This is a genomic window from Nitratireductor indicus C115 (assembly GCF_000300515.1).
Taxonomy (GTDB): Bacteria; Pseudomonadota; Alphaproteobacteria; order Rhizobiales; family Rhizobiaceae; genus Nitratireductor; species Nitratireductor indicus.
In genome coordinates, this window is the sequence record NZ_AMSI01000024.1 from 1 (window position 1) to 21,619 (window position 21,619).

General features: G+C 60.0%; 22 protein-coding genes. 7 read left to right on the forward strand and 15 right to left on the reverse strand.

The genetic code is table 11. From position 1 onward, the window contains the following. The first annotated feature begins 206 nt into the window (after positions 1–206). Positions 207–989, forward strand: a complete 783-nt coding sequence (locus tag NA8A_RS22410) for a hypothetical protein (RefSeq protein WP_143088128.1) — start codon at positions 207–209, stop codon at positions 987–989. A 15-nt stretch (positions 990–1,004) separates the two neighbouring features. On the opposite strand, the gene NA8A_RS22415 is transcribed toward NA8A_RS22410, so the two are convergent. The 4 genes from NA8A_RS22415 to NA8A_RS22430 all read right to left on the reverse strand — a co-directional run bounded on the left by NA8A_RS22415 (position 1,005) and on the right by NA8A_RS22430 (position 4,177). After that, the gene (locus tag NA8A_RS22415) at positions 1,005–2,069 is read right to left on the reverse strand and encodes a TraM recognition domain-containing protein (RefSeq protein ID WP_009452713.1); all 1,065 of its coding nucleotides are present in this window, start codon (positions 2,067–2,069) and stop codon (positions 1,005–1,007) included. A gap of 49 nt (positions 2,070–2,118) precedes the next feature. Then, positions 2,119–2,370 (reverse strand): hypothetical protein, encoded by a 252-nt coding sequence (locus NA8A_RS22420; RefSeq protein ID WP_009452714.1) that lies wholly within the window; start codon positions 2,368–2,370, stop codon positions 2,119–2,121. Further along, positions 2,367–2,816: a MobC domain-containing protein gene (locus NA8A_RS22425; RefSeq protein WP_009452715.1), complete on the reverse strand. Its 450-nt coding sequence runs from the start codon at positions 2,814–2,816 to the stop codon at positions 2,367–2,369. Before NA8A_RS22425 ends, NA8A_RS22420 begins: the two co-directional genes overlap by 4 nt. A 275-nt stretch (positions 2,817–3,091) precedes the next feature. Then, the gene (locus NA8A_RS22430; protein WP_009452716.1) at positions 3,092–4,177 is read right to left on the reverse strand and encodes a siderophore-interacting protein; all 1,086 of its coding nucleotides are present in this window, start codon (positions 4,175–4,177) and stop codon (positions 3,092–3,094) included. 468 nt (positions 4,178–4,645) lie between these two features. Here NA8A_RS22430 and NA8A_RS22435 point away from each other — a divergent pair, with 468 nt between their 5' ends. Further along, positions 4,646–5,314, forward strand: coding sequence for an O-methyltransferase (locus NA8A_RS22435; RefSeq protein ID WP_009452717.1), 669 nt, complete (start codon positions 4,646–4,648; stop codon positions 5,312–5,314). A 70-nt stretch (positions 5,315–5,384) separates the two neighbouring features. Here the strand turns inward: NA8A_RS22435 and NA8A_RS22440 are convergent, their stop codons facing one another. Both NA8A_RS22440 and megL read right to left on the reverse strand, forming a co-directional pair. Beyond that, positions 5,385–6,620, reverse strand: coding sequence for a metallochaperone AztD (locus NA8A_RS22440; protein WP_009452718.1), 1,236 nt, complete (start codon positions 6,618–6,620; stop codon positions 5,385–5,387). 379 nt (positions 6,621–6,999) lie between these two features. Then, positions 7,000–8,247, reverse strand: a complete 1,248-nt coding sequence (gene megL, locus NA8A_RS22445) for a methionine gamma-lyase (RefSeq protein ID WP_009452719.1) — start codon at positions 8,245–8,247, stop codon at positions 7,000–7,002. A gap of 126 nt (positions 8,248–8,373) precedes the next feature. Between megL and NA8A_RS22450 the strand changes: the two genes are divergently transcribed. Further along, a complete protein-coding gene (locus NA8A_RS22450) occupies positions 8,374–8,832 on the forward strand; it encodes an Lrp/AsnC family transcriptional regulator (RefSeq protein ID WP_009452720.1) in 459 nt (152 codons plus the stop codon). Positions 8,833–8,880: 48 nt separating this feature from the next. Here the strand turns inward: NA8A_RS22450 and NA8A_RS22455 are convergent, their stop codons facing one another. From NA8A_RS22455 to NA8A_RS22485, 7 genes are all read right to left on the reverse strand, one after another. Further along, on the reverse strand, positions 8,881–9,879 hold the full coding sequence (locus NA8A_RS22455; protein ID WP_009452721.1) for a zinc-dependent alcohol dehydrogenase: 999 nt from the start codon (positions 9,877–9,879) through the stop codon (positions 8,881–8,883). After that, entirely contained in the window at positions 9,876–10,643 is a 768-nt protein-coding gene (locus tag NA8A_RS22460; protein ID WP_009452722.1) for an SDR family NAD(P)-dependent oxidoreductase, read from the reverse strand. Before NA8A_RS22460 ends, NA8A_RS22455 begins: the two co-directional genes overlap by 4 nt. Then, the gene (hisD, locus tag NA8A_RS22465; RefSeq protein WP_009452723.1) at positions 10,640–11,959 is read right to left on the reverse strand and encodes a histidinol dehydrogenase; all 1,320 of its coding nucleotides are present in this window, start codon (positions 11,957–11,959) and stop codon (positions 10,640–10,642) included. Before hisD ends, NA8A_RS22460 begins: the two co-directional genes overlap by 4 nt. A gap of 12 nt (positions 11,960–11,971) precedes the next feature. Further along, a complete protein-coding gene (locus tag NA8A_RS22470; protein ID WP_009452724.1) occupies positions 11,972–13,300 on the reverse strand; it encodes a TRAP transporter large permease in 1,329 nt (442 codons plus the stop codon). A 9-nt stretch (positions 13,301–13,309) separates the two neighbouring features. Continuing rightward, positions 13,310–13,816: a TRAP transporter small permease gene (locus NA8A_RS22475; RefSeq protein ID WP_009452725.1), complete on the reverse strand. Its 507-nt coding sequence runs from the start codon at positions 13,814–13,816 to the stop codon at positions 13,310–13,312. Positions 13,817–13,933: 117 nt separating this feature from the next. Continuing rightward, positions 13,934–15,079 (reverse strand): TRAP transporter substrate-binding protein, encoded by a 1,146-nt coding sequence (locus NA8A_RS22480; protein ID WP_009452726.1) that lies wholly within the window; start codon positions 15,077–15,079, stop codon positions 13,934–13,936. Positions 15,080–15,093: 14 nt separating this feature from the next. After that, positions 15,094–15,291 (reverse strand): hypothetical protein, encoded by a 198-nt coding sequence (locus NA8A_RS22485; protein WP_009452727.1) that lies wholly within the window; start codon positions 15,289–15,291, stop codon positions 15,094–15,096. Positions 15,292–15,431: 140 nt separating this feature from the next. Between NA8A_RS22485 and NA8A_RS22490 the strand changes: the two genes are divergently transcribed. Next, a complete protein-coding gene (locus tag NA8A_RS22490; protein WP_009452728.1) occupies positions 15,432–16,460 on the forward strand; it encodes a LacI family DNA-binding transcriptional regulator in 1,029 nt (342 codons plus the stop codon). A gap of 129 nt (positions 16,461–16,589) precedes the next feature. On the opposite strand, the gene NA8A_RS22495 is transcribed toward NA8A_RS22490, so the two are convergent. After that, positions 16,590–17,345: a sulfite exporter TauE/SafE family protein gene (locus NA8A_RS22495; RefSeq protein WP_202802967.1), complete on the reverse strand. Its 756-nt coding sequence runs from the start codon at positions 17,343–17,345 to the stop codon at positions 16,590–16,592. 2 nt (positions 17,346–17,347) lie between these two features. Further along, a complete protein-coding gene (locus tag NA8A_RS22500) occupies positions 17,348–18,256 on the reverse strand; it encodes a LysR family transcriptional regulator (RefSeq protein WP_009452730.1) in 909 nt (302 codons plus the stop codon). Between the two features lie 159 nt (positions 18,257–18,415). Between NA8A_RS22500 and NA8A_RS22505 the strand changes: the two genes are divergently transcribed. From NA8A_RS22505 to NA8A_RS22515, 3 genes are read left to right on the forward strand one after another with little or no spacing between them, the layout of a single operon-like run. Continuing rightward, positions 18,416–19,396: a tripartite tricarboxylate transporter substrate binding protein gene (locus NA8A_RS22505; protein ID WP_009452731.1), complete on the forward strand. Its 981-nt coding sequence runs from the start codon at positions 18,416–18,418 to the stop codon at positions 19,394–19,396. Between the two features lie 57 nt (positions 19,397–19,453). Then, positions 19,454–19,945 carry a tripartite tricarboxylate transporter TctB family protein gene (locus NA8A_RS22510; protein ID WP_009452732.1) on the forward strand — a complete coding sequence of 164 codons (492 nt, stop codon included), beginning with the start codon at positions 19,454–19,456 and terminating at the stop codon, positions 19,943–19,945. Further along, entirely contained in the window at positions 19,942–21,462 is a 1,521-nt protein-coding gene (locus NA8A_RS22515; RefSeq protein WP_009452733.1) for a tripartite tricarboxylate transporter permease, read from the forward strand. The genes NA8A_RS22510 and NA8A_RS22515 overlap by 4 nt, the downstream gene beginning before the upstream one ends. Positions 21,463–21,619 lie beyond the last annotated feature (157 nt).

Consider the following 21,619-nt stretch of genomic DNA (forward strand, 5'->3'; position numbering starts at 1 on the left):
TCCGGTAAACCCGGCTCGGTTCAGGCTTTGCCCCCGGCGGGAGCAAGGGCGCGGTTCCCGAGGCTCCGCGCTTCGCTTGTGCGCCCGCCGCGCTGATTCTTGCTCTCGCCACCCCCATTCTCGCCGAAGGGCAGAAGTTCAGCGGCGCTGAGCCCGTCCAAAAGAAGATCGACGCCTTCGGCTAAGATCGATAAACTTAGCTGGTCATGAGCAATGCTACACCAACCCCTCTCAGTGATCGCGTAGAATTGTTAGAAAGCGATATTCGAACACTGACTAAACTGATTATCACCCACCGCCGACCGCTGGGGGAAGGCGACATACGCGCCGCATCAAATATCCTGCGGCGCTGGATCACCGATGGGATGATCGGCCAGCTGTGTAATGAGGCAGGCGTTGAGCTGGCCTTTCCTGTTCTGGAGAATGCACAGGTGTGGGCCGCACTGCCAAACACACCGGAAGTAAACTATTTCCTTTCGGGTGGCGTTAAGTTCAAAGGCAGCCCTTTCATGGGTTTTTACAATTCCACAATGCCGGCTGCTCAAGGTCCTACGCTTCCAATTGATCAATTCTCAGAATCGTTCTTGCCGTTTGGAAAATTCAAACGGGAGAAGCGGATCTGGTTTGAAGGAGAAGCTTTCTCTCGGGAAGAGATAATTCTCTTCGTGGCAAACAAGCTCGGCGGTGTTCACTACGATGGAAGACGCGACCTTCGACAGGAAAAGTTGGAGCGCGCCTCCAGGTTTATGACTTTCGGCGGACCTATCGATCATGAGCCACCGGGCCAAGTCCATCTCGCCGTCGAACCCAAGGCTACCGAAATTCTAAGCGGTCTGCATGTTGAGATTATTTCGGCTGCCGCCTCATTCATCAATTTACATATCGATGGCGCGCCGCTCGTTTCATTCACTGTCAAGCGCACAATTTTTGAAAGCATAGCTCGACTATTAAAACCGAAGCCTGGTATTAAGCTAATCGATCGAGCCTAATTAAGGCTCGATCCCTTATTCGCTCGCGCGAAGATGGGATAGGATAGTTTCAACATCCGTGTCTAAATATGTCGTGGGTGGTGATAGAATGCGCTGCGTCGATCCTAGCCAATCATACTTGTCCGGTTTGAGCCGGACATCGCGTAGGAGGCCATCCATTTCCGGACGTTCCCAGAATTCGGGAACTGCGACCGTGAAGAATCCATGGTCGCGGGAATCGAGCAGGGCAGACTCGCCGCCTGTGGCGAGACGAATATCCTCGACCTGAAGCAGTGGGCACGATTGTTCGGAGAGGCTGTCGCCGGAACCATTCACCTGGTTTTGATTAACGTTGAAGCCGCGCACCATGACGGAGGTGCGGCCTGAACGGTGCTCAATATCGCGTAGCGTTTCGGTGTCCGGCAGGCCGCGATAGAGCGTGTGTGCTACAGCTTTTTTCCAGATGCGCAGGACTTCCTTGCCGTAGCGGCTCTCAATCTGCGCACTGGCATTCTGGAACACGCCAAGAAAGTTGATGCCGCCTTGCCGGTAGAGTGTCAGGATTTCATGAAAGTTGGAAACGTAGAGCTGTCCCCATTCCTCACCGACGACGAGCGCTCGCAGTGGGCCGGGCGCATCTGCAAAGCGCTCGATGATGGCCGCCGTCATTGCACCGACAAAGGTGCGGCTGGTATCGCTGCGCGCCGAACCGATGATAAAGAGCGCGGTGCGCTCATGTTTCATGTCGGCAGGATCGAAGGAGTTGGCTTCCGTCATCGCCCGGCCTGCCGAGCCGGGCTGGAATCCTTGCAGCCGTTCAATGATGGTGGAGGAGTAGGCGTTCCACTGATCCGGCGAGCCGGTGAGGCTCGCGATTTGGCGGCACATGCCGGACTCGTCCTCCATCCGTGGATCTTTCGACCAGACCAAGAGGTCTTCCGCAATCTCATCCGGTGCGCGTCCGAAAAAATCCCATGCACCGCCCGGTGAGCAGCGCCAGCGATTAGAGGGATAGAGCGCTGTCACCTTGTAGAAGAGGGCGATCATCGTGCGCACGCCTTGACCGATCCAGCGATGCGATGCGTGCGGGTCGATCGGCACCAGATAGCTTGCCGAGTCATAGGCGATGTCGCCGACGATCTGATGCAGCTCAGGCCGCGCCGCGACTTCCAGCAGCCGTGTGTTGATGTTGAAAGTCTCGGAGGGATAGGGAAAGCGAGAAGAGGTACTGACGGCAGCGCGTCCCGCGCGAGATGGCTTCTACCTCGTGGAATGCACCGTGCAGATCTTCGGAGACGAATCCGCGCAGTTCATGCAAACGCACATGCTCGTTGTCCGAGACGTTGAGCAGGTGCGCCGCGAGGTTCTGACCGTTGCCGCGTTGCGAGCCTTTGAGGATCATCGCTTCGCCCCCGTCTTCATGCCAAGGGCTTTCATGAGCAGGGCGCGCATCGAGCGCACCTCGCGAACCGCTTCCTTCAATTCGGCTTCTGTTTCCGGCGTCATCGGCAGTGAGCCGGTGTTCGCGAGGAAGGCGAGTTGGTTCAGGTTGTTCGGGATGCGCGATGCACCGAGCATCGCGAGGACTTTTCCTAATGACTCACGGTCATGAACGGTAAGGCCGGTCTGGCGCATGCACAACGGCAGCGGCGAGCCCAGCACCTTCGCCTTGATAAAGCGACCTAGCGGTGCGCCCTTGGCTTCGCGCGTCAATTGCTCGCGTTCATCATCGCTCAGGCGAAGGCTGAACGGCGCGGGACGTTTGCCCCGCGCAACAGGTGCGGGCGGCGTTGGAGGTTTCTTCGACTGACTATCGAGATAGGCGTTGTAGAAATCCGTCAGGGACATGGCGGCACCGGAGGCTTGCGCCTCAGGTGCTCAAGATGGGTGTTCCAGGTGGTCAGAACCTCGAACAATTCGTTCGAGGTGTCGCCGTGGAGGCGCGCCATTTCCCTGATCTTTGCGACTTTTCGATATTGCTTTTTCAGGCATCGTATCCTTGCCCTCCCAGGCTTTTGGGACGCGTCAAAAATGCTGTCGTCAAAAAAGGCGAGGAGGTCTGCCCCGCCTTTTTCATTGCCGGATTCAGCGTTGCCGACTGCCTTTGCCTGACAGGCAGAACCTCACGTGCGGCGCACTTCATCTTCGCTCTGGCCTCGCCGCCAATAGGCGACGACCAGATGATCCTGCTTGCCCAGGCCGCGATCCTCACGCAGATGCATGCGAATTGCCCTGAACGCATCGAACTCGCAACCGGCCCAGGCAAAAACAGACGTGCCGTCCGTCGGGAAATCGACGGCACGCACGGCATCGGCCAGAAGCGTGGTCGTGCCTGCTTCGGCATCCCCACGCAGAAGCCACTCCACCTCAACGGCAGAACCTGTTCTCAGAGACTGGATTTCCCGCTCATCCTGCACTTCGATCAACGCCCTACCACGCGCACTCGCGGGTAAATGCTCGAGCATGCGCGAAATTGCGGGAAGAGCCGTCTCGTCCCCTGCGAAAAGATACCATTGCGCCTCGCGCAACCCTCCCCCGCCGGGCCCCGCGACACCGACCGGATCGCCCGGCTTCGCCTTCAACGCGAAATCGGAGCCGGGGCCTGCATCCTCGTGGATCACGAAATCTATATCCATTGTGCCGGCTTCCAGATCGAGCGCGCGCACCGTGTATTTGCGAAACCACGGGCGAAGCTCCGGTTTTGCCCACTGCATGAGCCCGTTCTGTCCGACCGTCGGCCATTGAGGTTCTTTGCATTCGGGGCGCTGAACAAGCAGATTGAGATGCAGCGCCGTCATCGGCGCAAAACGAACCAGATTTCCGCCGGCAAATGTGATCCGACGCATATGAGGCGCAATCTCTGCCGTGCGGACAACCTCAAGAATATGGAAGTTCAAGGGGCGCTTGAAATCATTGCCGTCGCCCCTCCACTCGATCAACGAAGCGGCCTCAGGAGCATATTCCACAAGATGCGCCGACACATTCAGCCGCAAGAAATAGAGCGCTTCCACATCGCCCGCCTCAAGATTGATGGAGGCAGCCCTGCCTTGCCGCTGGAACCGCGCCTCCCCCTTTTCGAAACGGATAATACGGGCGCTTCCTTCCCGCGAAAGAGCAGCACCGTGCTCCGTAAGATGTTCGCAAAGCGGCGCCAGAACCGCTTCTGGATCGGGTAGTGCGACAACAGCCTGTGCCCTGTATCTACTCACGTCATTTTCCTTCCTTGATCGAGACCCCGGCTGCGGCAGGTCATCGCTTCCAGAATGCTTGTCCCGGACGGCATCTCCCCGCCGGGCGCGGCATCGCAGCGAAGTTTTCCTCAACGTGGCGTGGGCGCATTCCTTGCTGACATCGAAACCCGGCTTAACGACCCAAGCCAAAAATCGGCTGCGCGGGCATCGTCTTTAATTTGACTCTCAATGTCATATTAAATAACTGAATACAGCAGCCCCTGACGGCAAACAAGCAATCAAGTTTCGCACGGCGAAGAGACAGCGGACCGGGAATTTTTCATGCTTTCATACCCTGTGACCCGGAAGCGGGCCGCTGCCGGCTTCGCCCTTCCACCCAAGGATTGCCGCTGCCAGGCGCCGCTTGCCGGCGCTTCTGCCCAGCCTGCGAACTGACCACCGCTTTTCTGCCTTTCCAATGCCTACCCGACACGCTCAGGAGACATCATGAGTTGCACCCTTCACCGCGCAAATGTCGTGGCCATACTGAAGCGGGAGCATCAGGCGGCGCGCACTCTGCGCGATGCGCACCGGGCCAAGCAGAAGGCAGAAGGAGAGTTTTTGACCCATGAGCATGATTTCCGCACTTCAGAACTTCATCTGACGCAATATCTTTCAGTGGGGCCAGCGACGGGCCGGTTCCTTTATGCCTGCGCGCGTTCGATTAATGCGCAGAACATCGTCGAATTCGGCAGTTCGTTCGGCATCTCGACGCTTTATCTGGCGGCAGCGGCAGCAGATACGGGTGGCCGTGTCACAGGATCGGAGTATCACGCCAGCAAGGCAGCCAAGGCCAATGCCAATCTGGTGGATGCCGGTCTTTCAGGTTCGGCGCACGTAATCGCGGGAGATGCGCGCGAAACGCTCGCTGCAATCCGCGGGCCTATCGATCTTCTGTTCCTGGACGGGGCGAAAGAGCTATATTTCGACCTGCTGCTGATGCTTGAGGAACGGCTACGGCCCGGCGCATTGGTGATCGCCGACAATGCGGACATGCTGCCCGAAGAAGCAGGCTTTCTCCTCCATGTCGGAGAAGGCAGCGACCGTTATGTCACTTCGCTGATCGGTTTTTATCGCGGCCTCGTCAGCCTTTCCGTGGTGCTGCCTCAAGGATGAGCCAGACATGAAACAGGCCGGCGGAATTGACGCCGGCCTGAAGCATTCTGTTGCGTGAGGTCTTCAGGCTTCAGTGGCGAATGCCCGAACCACCAACCGCAACCACATTGAACGGCAGGCCTTCGACGGGAATTGTGCGCGTTTCCTTCAGGCTATCCGCATCAAGTATGCGCACCAGCCCCTTGCGCGGGTCGCTGACCGCAATAGACTCGCCCATGACGGCCAACCGGGGACGCGGATCGCGCCAATGCCCATCCTTGCTGTAGGGCTCGGTAATGGAGGCAGAACGCAGGATTTTGCCGGTCAACACATCCAGGACGTGAAGGCGGCCATCCTCGGTGAAGACATAGGCAAGCTTCACCTTTGCCGGGTCGAGGGCAAAGTCCACACGGCGTACCGGAAATTCCACCACCCGGTAAGGCTCCTCGCTGGCAGGCTCGATGATGACAACCTTGTCGTCACCGTAATTGCCCAGGAAGAACTGCATCGCCTTTCCGCCCAGCAGCGTACCGACGCGGCCTTCCGGCATCTCGTCGCCATAGGCGATCATTTCGGGTACGGGAGCCTTGTCGTCATTGGGACGCACGACCAGCACCCCCTCCTCGCAACCAAACGCCACCAGCCCCGCCGAGGAAGCCTCGCCATGAAGGCCGGTGCAGGCTGCGACCTCTCCAGCCTGCTTGCCCTCGGCATCCAGCACCTTGAGGCCGAGACGCGGCGGGAGTTCTCCCTCTTTCGTCTCAACATCGAGGTTGGGCTCGGAAACAAGCGTGTATTTGCCCATGGGAACGGCAACACCATGATGCGGGGCCGCGACCTTGACCACATCGTATTCGGTCTTGCCTTCCAGAAGCGCCTTTTCGCTCAGGACACGTGCTTCGCCATCACGGTCGAAGAACTGCAGAATTTCGTCCCCATGCATGACGGCGTGAACCGGACGACCGCCTTCCTGGCGAACGGGTAGAAGGGCAGGATCCTCCAGTTCCACATCCTTATGTTCGCCGTGATCGGTAAGGTGAACTCCGCTCTTCAGAACATCGACCGCATCGTGGTCCATCTGCACGGCAAAGACGGTGGCGCCGCTGTCACTGGGCACCAGATGGGTGGCATAGCCCTTGAGCGGAAAGACACCGAGTGTCTTGCCGGTTTCGACGTCGATCGCAGTCACCTTGCCCGCCTCCTGATCGGAAACGAAAAGGCGCCAGGCCTCGACCGTATCATCGGCATGCGCGCCAACGAGCGTGCCGGCAAGCGACAGGGCCGCCAGCGAAACGGAAAACAATGGGAAAGAAAAGCGTGGGGACATGGAGCACCATTCATAAAAGTAACGTAATACCATTACGCTATCGAGCCGCATCAGGATTGTCCAGACGGTTTGCAAAACTCCTTCTGGATAAATCGCGTGACCACAGCACATTCTGGCCAAGAGACCCGCGACCAAGCGGATGGCAGTCCCTTCCCGGCCACCCAAATCCTGTGAATTTGACACTGCGAAACGCCGGATACCTTCTGGTTCCCGGCGTTTATCTTCTCGTTACCCCGCATCTATGCGGGCCTCGGAGGCTAGCGGCCAACTGCAGACGCTAGATCGGTTCACCGTTTCACGGAAACCTTGAACCGATCTATCTCTTTGTTTTTCCGCATTTATGCAGATGTCAGGCGTGACCACCCGACTGCAAAATGCTCTAGGCGTGAACGGTGTCCCGCACGGCGACAGGTTGCGTGGCCGTTGCAGCACCGCCAAGTTGGTCCAGGGCACCGATGAGGTCATTGCGGATGTCCTCATAGTCCTCCAGTCCCACGGACAGGCGAATGAGGCCGTCGGTAAAGCCGTGCTTCGCCCGTTCCTCGGGCGAATAGGTGGCATGGGTCATGCTGGCGGGATGCTGGATGAGCGTTTCGGCATCGCCGAGGCTGACCGCACGGGTTGCAAGGCCGACACCATCCATAAAGGCGCGGCCGGCAGACAGGCCTCCCTTCAATTCCAGCGCGATCATGCCGCCCATGGCGCGCATCTGCCGTTCGGCGAGAGCCTTTTGCGGATGGCTGTCCAGGCCCGGATAGAAGACGTGCTCGACGGCGGGATGCGCCTCCAGATCATGCGCAAGGCGCGCTGCCGTAGCGCAATGACGATCCATACGCAGATTGAGCGTCTTCAGGCCCCGTAAGACGAGAAATGCATCGAAGGCGGAAATGCAGGCTCCATTCAGTTCCTTGATACCGGTGGAGCGAATGAGGTCGATATGCTCGCGGCTTGCCACCACCGCCCCTGCGATCAAATCACCATGCCCTCCGAGATATTTGGTCGCGGAGTGAACGACGATGTCGGCGCCGAGACCGAGCGGACGCTGGAGATAGGGTGTGCAATAGGTGTTATCCACGACCAGAAGCGCGCCCGCCTGCCGGCAGATCTCGGCGACAACAGCGATGTCCGCAAGGCGCATATTGGGGTTGGAGGGGGATTCCGTGATGACCATGCGCGTGCGCGGCGAGATCGCCGCGCGTAAATTTTCCGGATTGGTCATATCGACGAAGCGAGCGGTGATCCCGAAGCGATGGATATGGTGTTCCAGAAGACCAAAGGTGCAGCCATAAAGGGTCTTGTCCGCCAGGATCTCGTCACCGCTGCCCACGAGGCTCCAAATCACCGCCGAGATCGCGCCCATGCCGGACGAGGTGGCAAGCGCGGCCTCGCCCTCTTCCAGTGAGGCAAGCCGGCTCTCCAGGATGCTGACGGTGGGATTGCCCACCCTGCTGTAAATGAACCCTTCCGCCTCGCCTGCAAAGCGGTCGGCGCCCGTCTGGACGCTGTCGAAGCCGAATGTCGAGGTGAGAAAGACGGGAGGGTTCAGCGCCCCGTGATAGAGAGCCGGATCATAGGCGTGATGGATGGCACGGGTGGCAAAGCCGGGTTTGTGAGCTGTCTTCGGCATGGGGTTCTCCTTTGCATGAAGACTAGCTCCGTTCCTCCCGGCAAACTTGCCAAAGATGGCATCTCAAAGATATAATTTTGGCAGAGTTGATATTTTCAAACGATATTTATAAGTGATCCTGCCAAAATGACGCTGGATGCAATCGACCTCAAAATCCTGCGTGAATTGCAGGCGGATGCGCGTATTCCCAATATCGAGCTGGCCGAACGGGTCGGGCTTTCGCCTTCGCCCTGTTCGCGGCGCGTGAAGATGCTGGAAGCCGCAGGCGTGATCGAGGGTTATCGCGCGACCATTGACCGGACAGCGGCTGGAGTGCCGATGACGATTTTTGCGGGAATCCGGGTCGAACGCCATTCGCTCGAATATTCAGATGCGTTTGTGGAAGCTGCGCTTGCCATGCCCGAGGTGGTGGCCTGCCATCTTGTCTCGGGCGAACACGACTATCTTCTGGAAGTGGTGGTAAAGGACATGGCGGCCTATGAAACTACGATTTTACGCCGCCTTCTATCCCTCCCGGCCATACGCGATATCCGCACCAATTTCGCTATGCGCAGCTTCAAGACAAACGGACCCTTGCCGCTATAGAACCTATGGAGCGATGCGGCAGTCATGCCGCCGCACGCCTTTGCGCCATCAAACCTGTTGCGGTTTCAGGACGATCTTCGGCGCGCTGACCCGGCCTGCAAGAAGATCGCCGAAAGCCTGCGCGCCATCGGCCAATGGCATTGTCTCGATCCAGTCGAGCGCGCCCAGACGACCGTCGAAAATGGCGGCTGCGGTCTCCCGGAAATCCTCCATTGTATAGGTGTAGGTCCCGATGAACGTGATTTCCTGAAGTGTCATGCGGCGAATGTTGAGACCGCCCTCGGCCGAACCCAGACCGATATGTACCATGACACCGCCGGGACGTACCGTATCGGACGCCTGTGCACGGGTCGCAGCAAAACCCACGGCATCGATCACCAGATCGAAGGCACCCTCGCCTGAAAATTCGGCAGGATCGCGCGCATCGAGACCGATGCGCTCTGCCGCAAATGCGCGCCGCCCCGCATGAGGCTCGGAAAGCATGATCGCGCCTGCCCCGCGCGCTGCAAGGGCAAGCCCCGCGCCGACGCCGATGGCGCCTGCCCCCAACACCAGAACACGCGCTTGCGACAAGGGGCGATCGAGCGCGCGCTCCCCTGACTTGACCGCATGCCAACCACAGGCCAGGGGCTCTGCCAGGGCAGCCCGGTCGAAATCCACATGGTCCGGCACATCGACCAGATTGCGCTCGGGAATGGCCACGAACTGCGCAAACGCTCCTTCGCGCGGTGGCATGGAGATGATCTGACGCGATGCGCAGAGATTCTCGCGACCGGACCGGCAAGCCTCGCAGCTCATGCAGGTGACCAGTGGGTTGATGGTAACCCGCCTTCCGCTCCCCGCGCCCGCAACCACGATACCGGCAGCTTCATGACCGAGGATAAGCGGAGCCGGGCGCCGCTCGTCATGCCCCAGATAGGCGTGCATGTCCGAACCGCAGATACCAACGCTTTCAATGCGCACAAGGCTCTCGCCCGCGCCCGCCACGGGGTCTGCGACCTCCCGGTATTCGAGCCCCTTCGGGCCTGTATAGACCAGTGCTTTCATTTTGCCGTGAACCCGCCATCGACCATCAGAACCTGCCCCGTGACATAGGCACTTGCATCCGAACACAGGAACAGCATGGGACCGTCCATATCCTCCGGCTCGCCATTGCGGCCAATGCAGGTTTGCGCGGCATTGCGCGCAGCCCGCTCGGGATCGGAAAAGACCACGGCCGTCAGTTCGGTGCGGAAAAACCCAGGCCCCACCGCATTGGCGGTGATGCCATGGGCAGACCAGGCCTCCGCCATGGCGCGGGTGAGCTGGGCCACTGCGCCCTTGCTCGCGCCATAGGCTATGCTGGAGGGAAAGGCGCGGTAACTTTGCAGCGATGCGAAATTGACGATGCGCCCCCAGCCCTTCGCCTTCATGTTCCCGGCGAAGGCCCTCGCAAGGAAGAAGGGCGTCGACAGATTGAGGTTGAGCGTGGTGTTCCAACCGGCGGCCGTCACGTCGTCGGCGGCCTCGCGTGTGTTGATGCCGGCCGCATTGACGAGAATATCCGGCGCGCCGAAAAGAGCCCGCACCTTACCGGCCACAGCTTCCATCGCAGACGGATCGTCCAGATCCGCAACGACATAGCCTGCCTTGTCGCCGGCGCTCTTCGCCCACTCTGCCAATGCCGCCTCGCGGCGGGCAACGCCTACGACGCTGGCGCCTGCGGCAAGCAGCACGTCGGCTGCTCGCCGCCCCAGGCCCGAGCTCGCGCCCGTGACGCAGGCGACGCGGCCTGAAAGGTCGAACAGCTTTTGAGGAGACGGAGCGCTCATGCGCCCGCTCCCTCGGCCACGGTCAGGTTGAACGTCTCATCGGGGAAATATTTCTTCAGGCGAATATCGGCCGTGCGGGCATGGCCCTCCATGCCCTCAAGGCGGGAAATGCGCGCCGTGGCTTCCGCAATGGGCTTTGATCCCTCGACCGTCGCACGCTGCCAGGTGACGATCTTCATGTATTTATGGACGGAGAGGCCACCCGTGTAATTCGCGGCCTTTGAGGTCGGCAGCACGTGATTGGGGCCGGAAGCCTTGTCGCCGAATGCAACCGTGGTCTCCTCACCCAGAAAGAGCGAGCCGTAGCATTTGAGCCGCCCCAGCCACCAATCGAGATCGCCGGCCTGCACGGTCAGGTGCTCCGGCGCGTAATCGTCGGCGGTGGCCGCCATTTCCTCGCGGTCGGCGCAAACGATCACTTCGGCATAGTCGCGCCAGGCGGCTTCAGCATTCTTGCCATTCAATTCCGGCAAGGCAGCAATCAGCTGCGGCACGAGATCGAGCACCTTGCGGGCCAGCGGATCGGAATCGGTGACCAGCCAGACCGGCGAGTTATAGCCATGCTCGGCCTGCCCCACGAGATCGGCGGCCACGATTTCCGGATCAGCATTGCCGTCGGCCAGGATCAGGCTGTCGGTGGGACCGGCGAACATATCGATGCCCACACGACCGAAAAGAATGCGCTTGGCTTCAGCGACGAACTGATTGCCGGGGCCGACCAGAATGTCGGCTTTCGGCAGGCCGAAGAGGCCGAAGGCCATCGCGGCGATACCCTGAACGCCACCGAGCGCCAGGATCGTATCGGCACCGCAAAGGTCGGCCGCAAAGACGATGGCCGGCGCGATGCCGACGCCGGGGCGCGGCGGCGAGCAGGCGATGATGTTTTCGCAGCCGGCGACCTTGGCCGTCGTGACGGTCATTATGGCGGACGCGATGTGGCTGTAGCGGCCGCCGGGGATGTAGCAACCGGCGGTACGCACCGGGATCGTCTTCTGACCGGCGACGAGACCCGGCACGATTTCCAGCTCCACATCCTTCAACGTGGATTTCTGGGCCTCCGCGAAACGGCGTACATTGTCATGGGCAAAGCGAATGTCCTGCTTCAGCTGTTCAGGAACCAGCGCGATGGCCGCATCGATCTCGGCGCGGGTCAGCTTGATATTGCCCTCATAGCGGTCGAATTTCGCGGCATATTCCAGGGCCGCAGCATCGCCCCGCATCTCGATATCGTTCAGGATGTTCTGGACCGTATCGCGCACATCGGTCGAATCCGACGCCGGGAAGAGCTTGGCTTTCTTCAGATAATTGCGAGCCATTTCACCTGTTTCCTACTTGTAGATATCCGGGAGAAGCGTGGTCGAGATCGCCGGCACATAGGCGATCAGAAGAACCACGATGAGCATGAAGAAGACGAAGGGCACCGCGCGCACGGCGATCCGCAGGATGGATTCGCCCGTGAGGCCGGAGACCACAAAGAGGTTGAGACCGAGCGGCGGCGTGATGAAGCCTACGCCGAGCGCAGTGATCATCATGATGCAGAACTGAATCTCGTTCATGCCGATATTGTCGGCGAGAGGCTTCAGTATCGGCGCGAGAATGACGATGTTGGGCGTCGTCTCCATCACGCAGCCCGCCGCGATCAGGATAAGGATCATCATCATGATCAGGATGACCGGGTCATCCGATACGCCGGTCGCCATCGCCACGAAACCCTGCGGAACACCCATGATGGCAAGCGCCTGGGCAAGCGGCAGCGAGAAGGCGATGATGGGGAGGATGACGCCGTTGACCTTGGCGGAGCTGATGAGCATCGATGGAAAATCGGAAAGCTTCAGCGTGCCGAGCAGGAACCCCATGACGATGGTGACGATAACGGCGGTGGCGCCTGCCTCGGTGGGTGTGAGGCGCCCAAAGAAAATGCCATAGAAGATGATGCCCGGCACCAGAAAGGCATACCAGCCGGATTTGAGCGTGGCGAAGAGACGGCCCAGCCATTCCGAGAACGTCATGGGCTGCGCGCCTTCGAAATTGTAGATCCTGTTCATCACCAGATTGGTGACGAGGATCGACACGAGGATCGCCAGCCCCGGAATGAGCGCCGCCATGAACAGTGTGGAGGCTGAAATGCCGAGCACCAGACCGATCACGATATATGCGATGGAGGGCGGAATGAGGATGCCCGTGCAGGCGCCGGCGGCCACAAGGGCGCAGGCGTAAGGGCGCGGATAGCCGCTTTCGACAAGCCGGTCGATGGTCATGCGGCCAACGGCGGCTGCACCAGCGGCATCCGAACCGGAAATCGCCGCGAACATGCCGCAGACCAGCACCGTGGCGGAGCCGAAGCCACCCTTCGTCCAGCAGGTCAGCGCCTCGGCAACGTCAAGAAACTTGCGGCTCAGACCGGTCCGAACCAGAACGTCGCCCGTCAGGATGAAGAGCGGGATGGCGGTCAGCGCGAAGGCATCGATGCCGTCGAAAAGGGATTCGCCCACCAGCGAGAGCGGCAGCGCGCCCGACATCCACAACATCAGAATTGCGGAGGTGCCGATTGCGGCCCAGACTGGTACGGCCAGCGCGCATAAAAGCACAAACGCGATGACCGGGAGATAAAAGTCGGCACCGAGCACGACCGTGTTGAGTTGTTGTTGCCACATCATGACGGGGCCTCAATCGAACAGCTTGTTGCCTTCGAAGACCGGCTGGCCTGTGCGAAGGGCGTTGACGTCATGGATGAAGGACTGGATGAGCCGGACGACCATCAGGGTGAAACCGACGGGCACGGCCATCAGGAACCAGACCATGGGGACCCGAAGGCCATGGCTGACCGAACCGAATTTCCAGGACACGGCCACCGTCTCGAACGACCAGCAAAGCGCGATCACAGCAACGGCGAACATCACGAGATCGCCCAGCATGTAAATGAGCGCCTTGGCGCGCGGCCCGAGATAATGAAGGATCACATCGATACGGATATGCGCACGCTCGCGCACCGCCGAGGCAGCGCCGATCCAGGCAAGATAGATGAAGGCATAGCGAACCACCTCCTCTCCCCAGATGGAGGAGAAGGCGAACGCCTCGCGGCGCACCACTTCCACAGCCATGGTGAGAACAAGCAGCACGTAGAAGAAGAGCAAGGCCCATCTTTCTGCGTTTTGATCAAGCATCTTGAGCATCGGGCGCATCTTTCCACCAGACGTGTTCGGTCTGTCTCCCCGGCTCAGCCGGGAAGGGTTTCCGGTTCGGACCAGACCGGCGCGGAGGATAGCCGCGCCGGAGAGGCTGTTTGGGGATCAGGCGTCGTGGACGTAGTAACGGCCCATGGTGCCGGCGGCTTCCTCCAGCTTGGTGAAGGCTTCCATGGAGCCCGCAAGCTCCGTCTTGAAGTCATCCCATTCGCTGCGCTGATAACCGCCCGTTTCCTTCCACTCGCCGAGCTGATCATCGCTGAGCGTGTGGAACTCGACACCCGACTTGGCCAGTTCCGCCATCGCATAGTTGCGCGCGGCGGGCACCTTGGCGAGGTTCTGCTGCTGGGTGATCTCCGAGGCGAAAAGGATCGCCTCCTGGATATCGGCCGGCAAGGCATTGAACCATTCGAGGTTGCAGGAATAGACTTGGCTGTCAGGCACAGCCTGCGTGAAGGTGACGTGGCTCAGGATATCCTTGAAGCCGAACACATAGAGAGCGCCGACCGCCGGATCGAGCGCATCGGCAACGCCCTGCTTGATGGCCGAAGGCGTCTCGCCCCAGGCAACGGGCGTCGGGTTGGCGCCAACCATCCGGTAGTATTGCGACAGCATCTGCGAACCGGGAACGCGGAACTTGACGCCCTTCAGATCGGAAGGAGACATCACGGCGCCCGCGCCGCCCTTGCGGATGGCGACGACACGCGGGTCGATCACGACATAGAACAGCGGCTTGAAGCCCTTCTCCTCCACCTTGGGATGGACTTCATTGATCCACGCATCGGAGGTCACGAGATTTGTGAAGCGCTGGTTGGAACCGCAGAAATACGGCAGGTTGATCAGATCCACCGCCGGCGCGAAGGGGGCAAAATTAGCCAGAGAATGCTGCGCGGCCTGAATGGTGCCGCCCTGCACCTTCTGAACCAGGGCTCCACCGGCGCCGAGTTGCCCGCCCGGAGCGAGCTTCACATAAACCTTGCCGCGCGTGGCGTTCTGGATGTTTTCCTTGAGATCGAGCTGAAGGATCGGATAACTGCGCGAGGCGCCAAGCACATAGGCGCTGGCAATGGTCATCGTATGCTCGGCGGCCTTCTCGCGCTCGCGCTCTTCCTGCGCGGTCTGCGCCGCCGCCTCCTCGGACCAGAGCGTCCCCGCCGCGCCCGCCATCACCGCAGCGGTGAAGGCGCCAGCTCCTGTAAGTTTCAGAAAATTACGGCGCTCGGCCGATTTCAGATCACGATTGTCAGACATGCGCTACCTCCCAGTCAGCGTGTTTGAGAATTCGTCTCCCGCGGTGCCCGCGAAGCCTCCGCCTTCAAGATTGCGACAATGAAAAAGAGGGTCGTCAGGACCAGAAGCGCGAGATCGCCCTTGTCGCCGAAAAACGACAAACCGGTGAAAGAGCCGTAGACGACGCTCCAGGCAAAGGCTGCGAAAGACAGTCCCGAAAGCACCAAGAACATGAATTCCTCCCGTGACTTTACGTCACCGGCACGATTTGTAAGCGCTTACATTCCGAAATGCAAGGGCTTACATTCACAATTCAAGAAATGGTATCATCACAAATGGAATCTCTCTCAAGGCTGCGGAGCGTGGCATCTTCATGAACAATCAAGGCCGCACGGCAGGACTACCGACGCTGGAGGACGTGGCTCGGCAGGCGGGCGTTTCAACTGCAACCGTATCGCGCTGTCTCAACAATCCGGCCCAGGTGACGGAGGCAACCCGCGCCCGCGTCATGGAGGCGGTGGAGAAGCTGCGCTACACGCCGAATTTCGGAGCGCGGGCGCTGGCCGCACGGCGCACCAACACCTATGGCGCCGTGATCCCGACCATGGAAAACGCCATTTTCGCCCGTGGCGTGCAGGCCTTTCAGGACGCGCTGGCGAGCATCGACAGCACCCTGCTTGTCGCCAGCTCCAATTACGAGGCATCCGTCGAGGAAAGCCAAATCCGCAACCTCGTTGCACGCGGAGCCGACGGTCTGCTCCTGATCGGCGCCGACCGGGACCCGGCCATCTACGACTTTCTCGCCGAGCGCGGCATTCCGGTGGTGCTTGCCTGGGCGATCGGCAATCAGCCGGGCGTATCGTTCGTCGGCTTCGACAATGAGGCCGCCTCGCGCAAGCTGGCCGAAAAAGCGCTGAAGCTCGGCCATCGGCGTATTGCCTATATCTCCGCGCAATCGATCCATAATGACCGTGCCAGGGCCCGCGTCGAGGGGGTGCGAGCAGCCATGAAGGCGGCGGGTCTCGACCCGCAGTCCCTGCGCCTTGTGGAAACCCATTACAGCATCAAACGCGGCAAGGCTGCCTTTCACACACTCATGGAGGGCGAAGACAGGCCGACCCTCGTCATGTGCGGCAATGATGTGCTTGCTGTCGGCGCCGTAATGGCAGCGCGTGAGATGGGCATCGACGTACCGGGCGACGTTTCCGTCACCGGGTTCGACGATATCGAAATCGCGACCGTGGTTTCCCCGCCGATCACCACCGTCCATGTCCCCCATCGCAAAATGGGCAATCTGGCCGCACAGGCGCTCCTGCGGCAGACGCTGGAGGGAAAGCCACCTGAAACGATCTGCCTGGAAACGGAGATTGCCGAGCGGGCCTCGCTCGGTCCCGTTGGTTAGGTTAGGAGAGCCTTTCTCGTCCAGCGTTAAGCCTGGAGCGGCTCAGCATTTCATCGATATGCTGAACCGCTCTCACTGTTTGTCCGCATTTATGGGACGTCAGGCGATTCCACCTGACTGCAAAATACTCTAGCCAAGCATGGCCATGGCTTCACGCGACAGGAGAATGGCGCCGGAAAAGAAGGTCAACAGGATCAGGAGCCTGCGAAACAGGCCGTCGTTCAGCCGCTTGAAAACCGTGATGCCAAGTTGAGCGGCGATCAGGGAAGCGGGCACAGCTATGGCCAGATGATAGAGCGTTTCGTGGGTGTATGCGCCGCGAAGCCAGAAGAGAATGATCGCGATGCTGAGCACCGCTACGTTGAAGGGCTGAAGAACAGCACGTGTTTCGGCCTTCGGCCACGGGCGCATGGAACACCACATGGTGGGGAGCGCGCCGGAAAGCGAAGCCGCACCGCCGAGAATGCCGCCCGCGAAGCCGACGACCATATCGGCGACCGGCTTTTCGCCTTCGATCTGCGGCAGGTTGCGCCGGAAGGCAAAGAAACCGCCGTAAAGAACGAGAAAGAAGCCAATCACCAGCTTCAGCGTATGCGCCTCCAGATAGGCCAGCGCGTAAATGCCCAGCGGAATGCCGACCAGCGCAGGCAGCAGAAAGCGCATCAGCCGCCGCGTGTTGTTGAACATCGCATCACGCACCAGATAGACCCCCTGCAGGCCACTGACCACGGACAGGATGACGACAAGGGAAACGGCTTGCGTCGCGGTCATCACTTCCAGAAAGAAGCCGAGGGCGAAAAGAGCCGTCCCAAAGCCGGCTAATCCATTTATGAAACCGCCGGCGGCAGCGCCGGCGACGATCATGGCAGCAGTCTCAAATGTCACGATTATAGGCTTTCCTGAGCTTGTCCTGCCGGAAAGACGCCGATGCGGACGGCCTCCAGGAAGGATTCATGAATCTTGTCGATAACCAGGCGCTTGGCACTGTTCTTGCGCGTGACGAGGCACAAGCGCCGGGTGGGCGCATCGTCACCGAGCGAAAGCGAGCGCACACCCGGCGTCATGCTGGTCTTGATACAGCGCCGCGGGCAGATCGAAACACCGAGATTGGCGGCGACCATGCTCGTGATTGCATCCAGCCCTTGAAGCTCCATGGTCTCGTTGACGGTGATCGATCTTGCCTGAAGCCACCGCTCGATGATTTCGCCGACAACCGCCTCGCGGTTGAATCTTATGAAGGGCTGCGTGCGCAGCAATTCGAACGGATCGTCATCGGCATGCTCATGAGAAACCAGAAGCTCCAGCGGCTCGGTGACGATTTCCTGAATGGTGAGGCCCTCCGGCGCCAGGGCGGGAACCGATAGAATGCCTGCCTCAAGTGTGCCGCGCTTGATCTGGGTGAGAAGCGGCGTCGTGAGGCCCAGGCCGACACGGATATGCAAATCGGGGCAATTGCGCTTGAGAACGGAAATGCCGAGCGGCACCAGGCCCGTCAGCGTGGTGGGAACGGCCGCGAGCGTGATTTCCCCCTTCAGCGCCCCCTCTCCCTGGATGGACGGCAGGAGATCGTCATAGGCGCGAACGATCTCCCGGGCGCGCGCCACGAGGGCAAGACCGAGCGGTGTCAGTTCGGGCGTGCGTTTGGAACGGTCGAATATGGTAATGCCATACTCCTCCTCCAGCGCCTTCATCTGCTGCGATACGGCTGAATAGGTCACGAAGACCGCATCAGCCGCCGCACTGAACGTGCCGTGATCGTGAACGGCAACGAGGGTTCGCAGAGATCGAATCGACATGGAAGCGCACGCAAAAGTTTAATGTTAGATTTTCTAACAAAAAATGTTAGCAAAACCGGCTTTTATTAAGAAAGCCTTGCCCATAAGAAATGTCAAGGTGTGAGGAGACCGGCCGAAGTGCTATGAGCAGTCGGCAAATCAAAATGGGAGGAGAACCGGATGAAACTGAAACCACTTTCACTGTTAGCCAGCGCAATTCTGCTGGGCGCGATGTCCACCGCAGCGCTAGCCGAATATCCAGAACGTCCGATCAACATGATCATCCCCTATGGCGCGGGCGGTGCGACGGATATTTCCGCGCGTGCCATTTCGGAGCCGCTGAGCAAGGCCGCTGGCAAGCCGATGGTCATGTCGAACATCACCGGCGCTGGCGGCGCCACCGGCAGCGTGCAGGTGAAGAACGCCCGGTCCGATGGCTATACGATGCTTTTCGCCCGTGTCGGGTCGCACACCGTGAACCCGGCGATGAAGGCAACCCTGCCCTATACGCTCGACGATTTTCGCTTCGTGACGGTCTATGAGATCAACCCGGTCGTATGCGCGGTTAAAGAAGGTTCCGACATCCAGTCGATCGAGGATCTGGCAAAGAAGGCGGAAGAAGGCGGCGTGAGCTACAGCTCGTCCGGCGTCGGCTCCATGCTCCAGCTTGCCGCCGTGATGGTTCTCGACGAATTCGGCGTCAAGGACCCGCTCAACAAGGCCACCCACATTCCGCAGAAGGGCGGCGGCGAAGCGGCAACCGCAGTGCTCAACGGAACCGTGACCTTCGTGTGCACGAATTCCTCCGCGCTTGCCAATCTGATCGCCAACAAGCAGCTGAAGCCGATCCTGGTCACGACCAAGGAACCGCTTGCAGGCTTCGATGCGCCGACCGCTGTGGAACTCGGCAAGCCTGCGCTGACCGAGCTGGTTGGCTGGACGGGCATTGCCGGCCCCAAGGACCTGCCGGATGACGTCGCCGCGAAGTGGGGCGAGTGGATGGCGGCAGCCGTTGCCGACGAGCGCTTCATGAAGACCATGACGTCCAGCGGCTCGATCGTCGAACTCATGTCGCCTGAGGACGCGAGCGCCTTCATCAACCGTCAGTACGAGACGTTCAAGAAACTCGTCGACAAACTCGGCATGCGCGTGGAAGGCTGAACCAGGGGAAACTCAGCGCCGGGCAATCGCCCGGCGCCTTCGCTTTGGGAGGAGCGGATGGATAACAGACAGTTGCAAATCCGGCTTGGGCTCGGCGCGATCGCCCTGTCCCTGTTCCTGATCCTCATAGCCATACCGAACTGGGTTTCGGTTCCCAGCAATGTGCCGCACATCGTGCTCTCGCCGGTGTTCTGGCCCTATACGCTGGCAGGTCTGATGGGGCTTACGGGGCTCGGCCTGGTTGCGACAGGAATGAGCCAGACGGCCGGGGGACCGCCGCTCAACGAGCAGATCGAGGACGAGAAGCAGGGCTATCTCCGGCTTGCCGCAATCGCCGTCATCATGGTGGTGGCGATGGCAATCATGGCCAAGCTCGGCATGGTATGGACATCGATGCTGATGTTCATGGCAACTGTCCTCGTGTTGAAAACGCGTTATCCGATCGCAGCCTTCATCTGTGCCGTGGCGATACCGCTTGTCCTCTATGCCTTTTTTGCGCATGTCGCCGGCCTGGCGATCCCGCAAGGCGATTTCGTGAGGCTTCCATGACATTTCTCGACAGCCTGATGGCGGGCCTTTCGCTCGTCAGCAATCTCGAAGTGTTTCTCGCGCTCGGTCTCGGCGTCGCCATCGGCGTCATTGCCGGCGCCATTCCCGGCATGTCGGCCACCATGGCTGTCGCGCTGACGCTGCCGTTCACTTTCTCGATGCAACCCGTGACAGGCATCCTGCTTCTTCTCGGCGTCTACAAGGGCGGCATTTTCGGTGGCTCCATCCCCGCCATCCTGATCAAGACACCCGGCACGCCGGCCTCCTCGGCAACCGTCATGGACGGTTATCCGATGGCCGAACGCGGCGAAGCCGGCAGGGCGCTCGGCATGGCGCTCTGGGCCTCATGCACGGCTGACCTCGTATCGAACCTGTCGCTCATTCTGTTCGCCGGCTGGCTGGCATCGTTCGCCCTGAACTTCGGACCGCCGGAATTCTTCACGCTGATCCTGTTCTCGCTGACGATCATTGCGGGTGTTTCGGGTGAAAGCCTGTTGCGCGGTGCCTTTTCCGCCCTGCTGGGGCTTCTTCTGGCAACGGTGGGCCTCGACCTGATCTACGGCACGAACCGCTTCACCTTCGGCGATCCGAACATGATGGGCGGTCTGAACTTCATCGCCGTCCTGATCGGCCTGTTCGCCATTCCCGAAGTGCTGGCCATGGCCTGGCACCCGACCGGTCATCTCGGCAAGACGCGCAGCCTGGGCAAGAACAAGGTCACGTTCGCCGATTACAAGAAGTCTTTCCGCTCGATCCTGCGAGGCAGCTTTATCGGCGTCTTCCTCGGCTCCATTCCCGGCATCGGTGCCGCACCCGCCGCCTTCCTTTCCTATTCGGAAGCCCGCCGCAAATCGCCCAACAAGGCCAATTTCGGCAAGGGCGAGGTGGAGGGCGTGGCTGCCGCCGAAGCCGGAAACAACGGCGTTGCCGGTGCAACGCTCATCCCGCTTCTGGCGTTGGGCGTTCCCGGCGACGTCATCACCGCCATCATCATCGGCGCCTTCATGGTGCACGGGCTGCAGCCCGGTCCGATGATGTTCGTGGTGAATGTGGACCTGATCTACGGCCTCTTCATCGGCCTGATCGTCAGCTCGGTATTCCTGCTGGTGATCGGTTCGGCGGCGATCCGGGGCTTCAAATATGTGGCCGACATTCCACGCCGCATCCTCATCCCGACGGTGCTGATCCTCAGCATCTATGGCGTGTTCGCGGTCAACAACAGCGTGTTCGACATAGGTGTCATGCTGGTCATGGGCTGGGTCGGTTACCTGATGATGCGCATGCATATTCCCGCCCCGCCTTTCCTGATCGCCTTCATCCTCGGGCCGCTTCTGGAAGACAATTTCCGTCAGGCCATGCTGATGTCCGGCGGCAGCCCGGTGATCCTCTTCAGGGGCCCGATTACCTGGTTCTTCTGGGGCCTGACGGCGATCACTCTTTACGCCATCCTCCGGACGGGCCTACGTGGACCGAAACCGCCCGACAGCGATGCGGTCGCAAGCCCGGCAAAGAACTGAAAGAACAATCTTTTCAAAAGGAAGTGGCGGGGTCGGCAAGAGCCCGCCACATTCGTTTCAGCAGCTTTGATGGCCGGAGCTTTATGTAAGGAAAACTGAAACTAAGCGTTAGAATTATCCGCTTTTTTGTAAAACTATCTATCATTTATACCCGTTC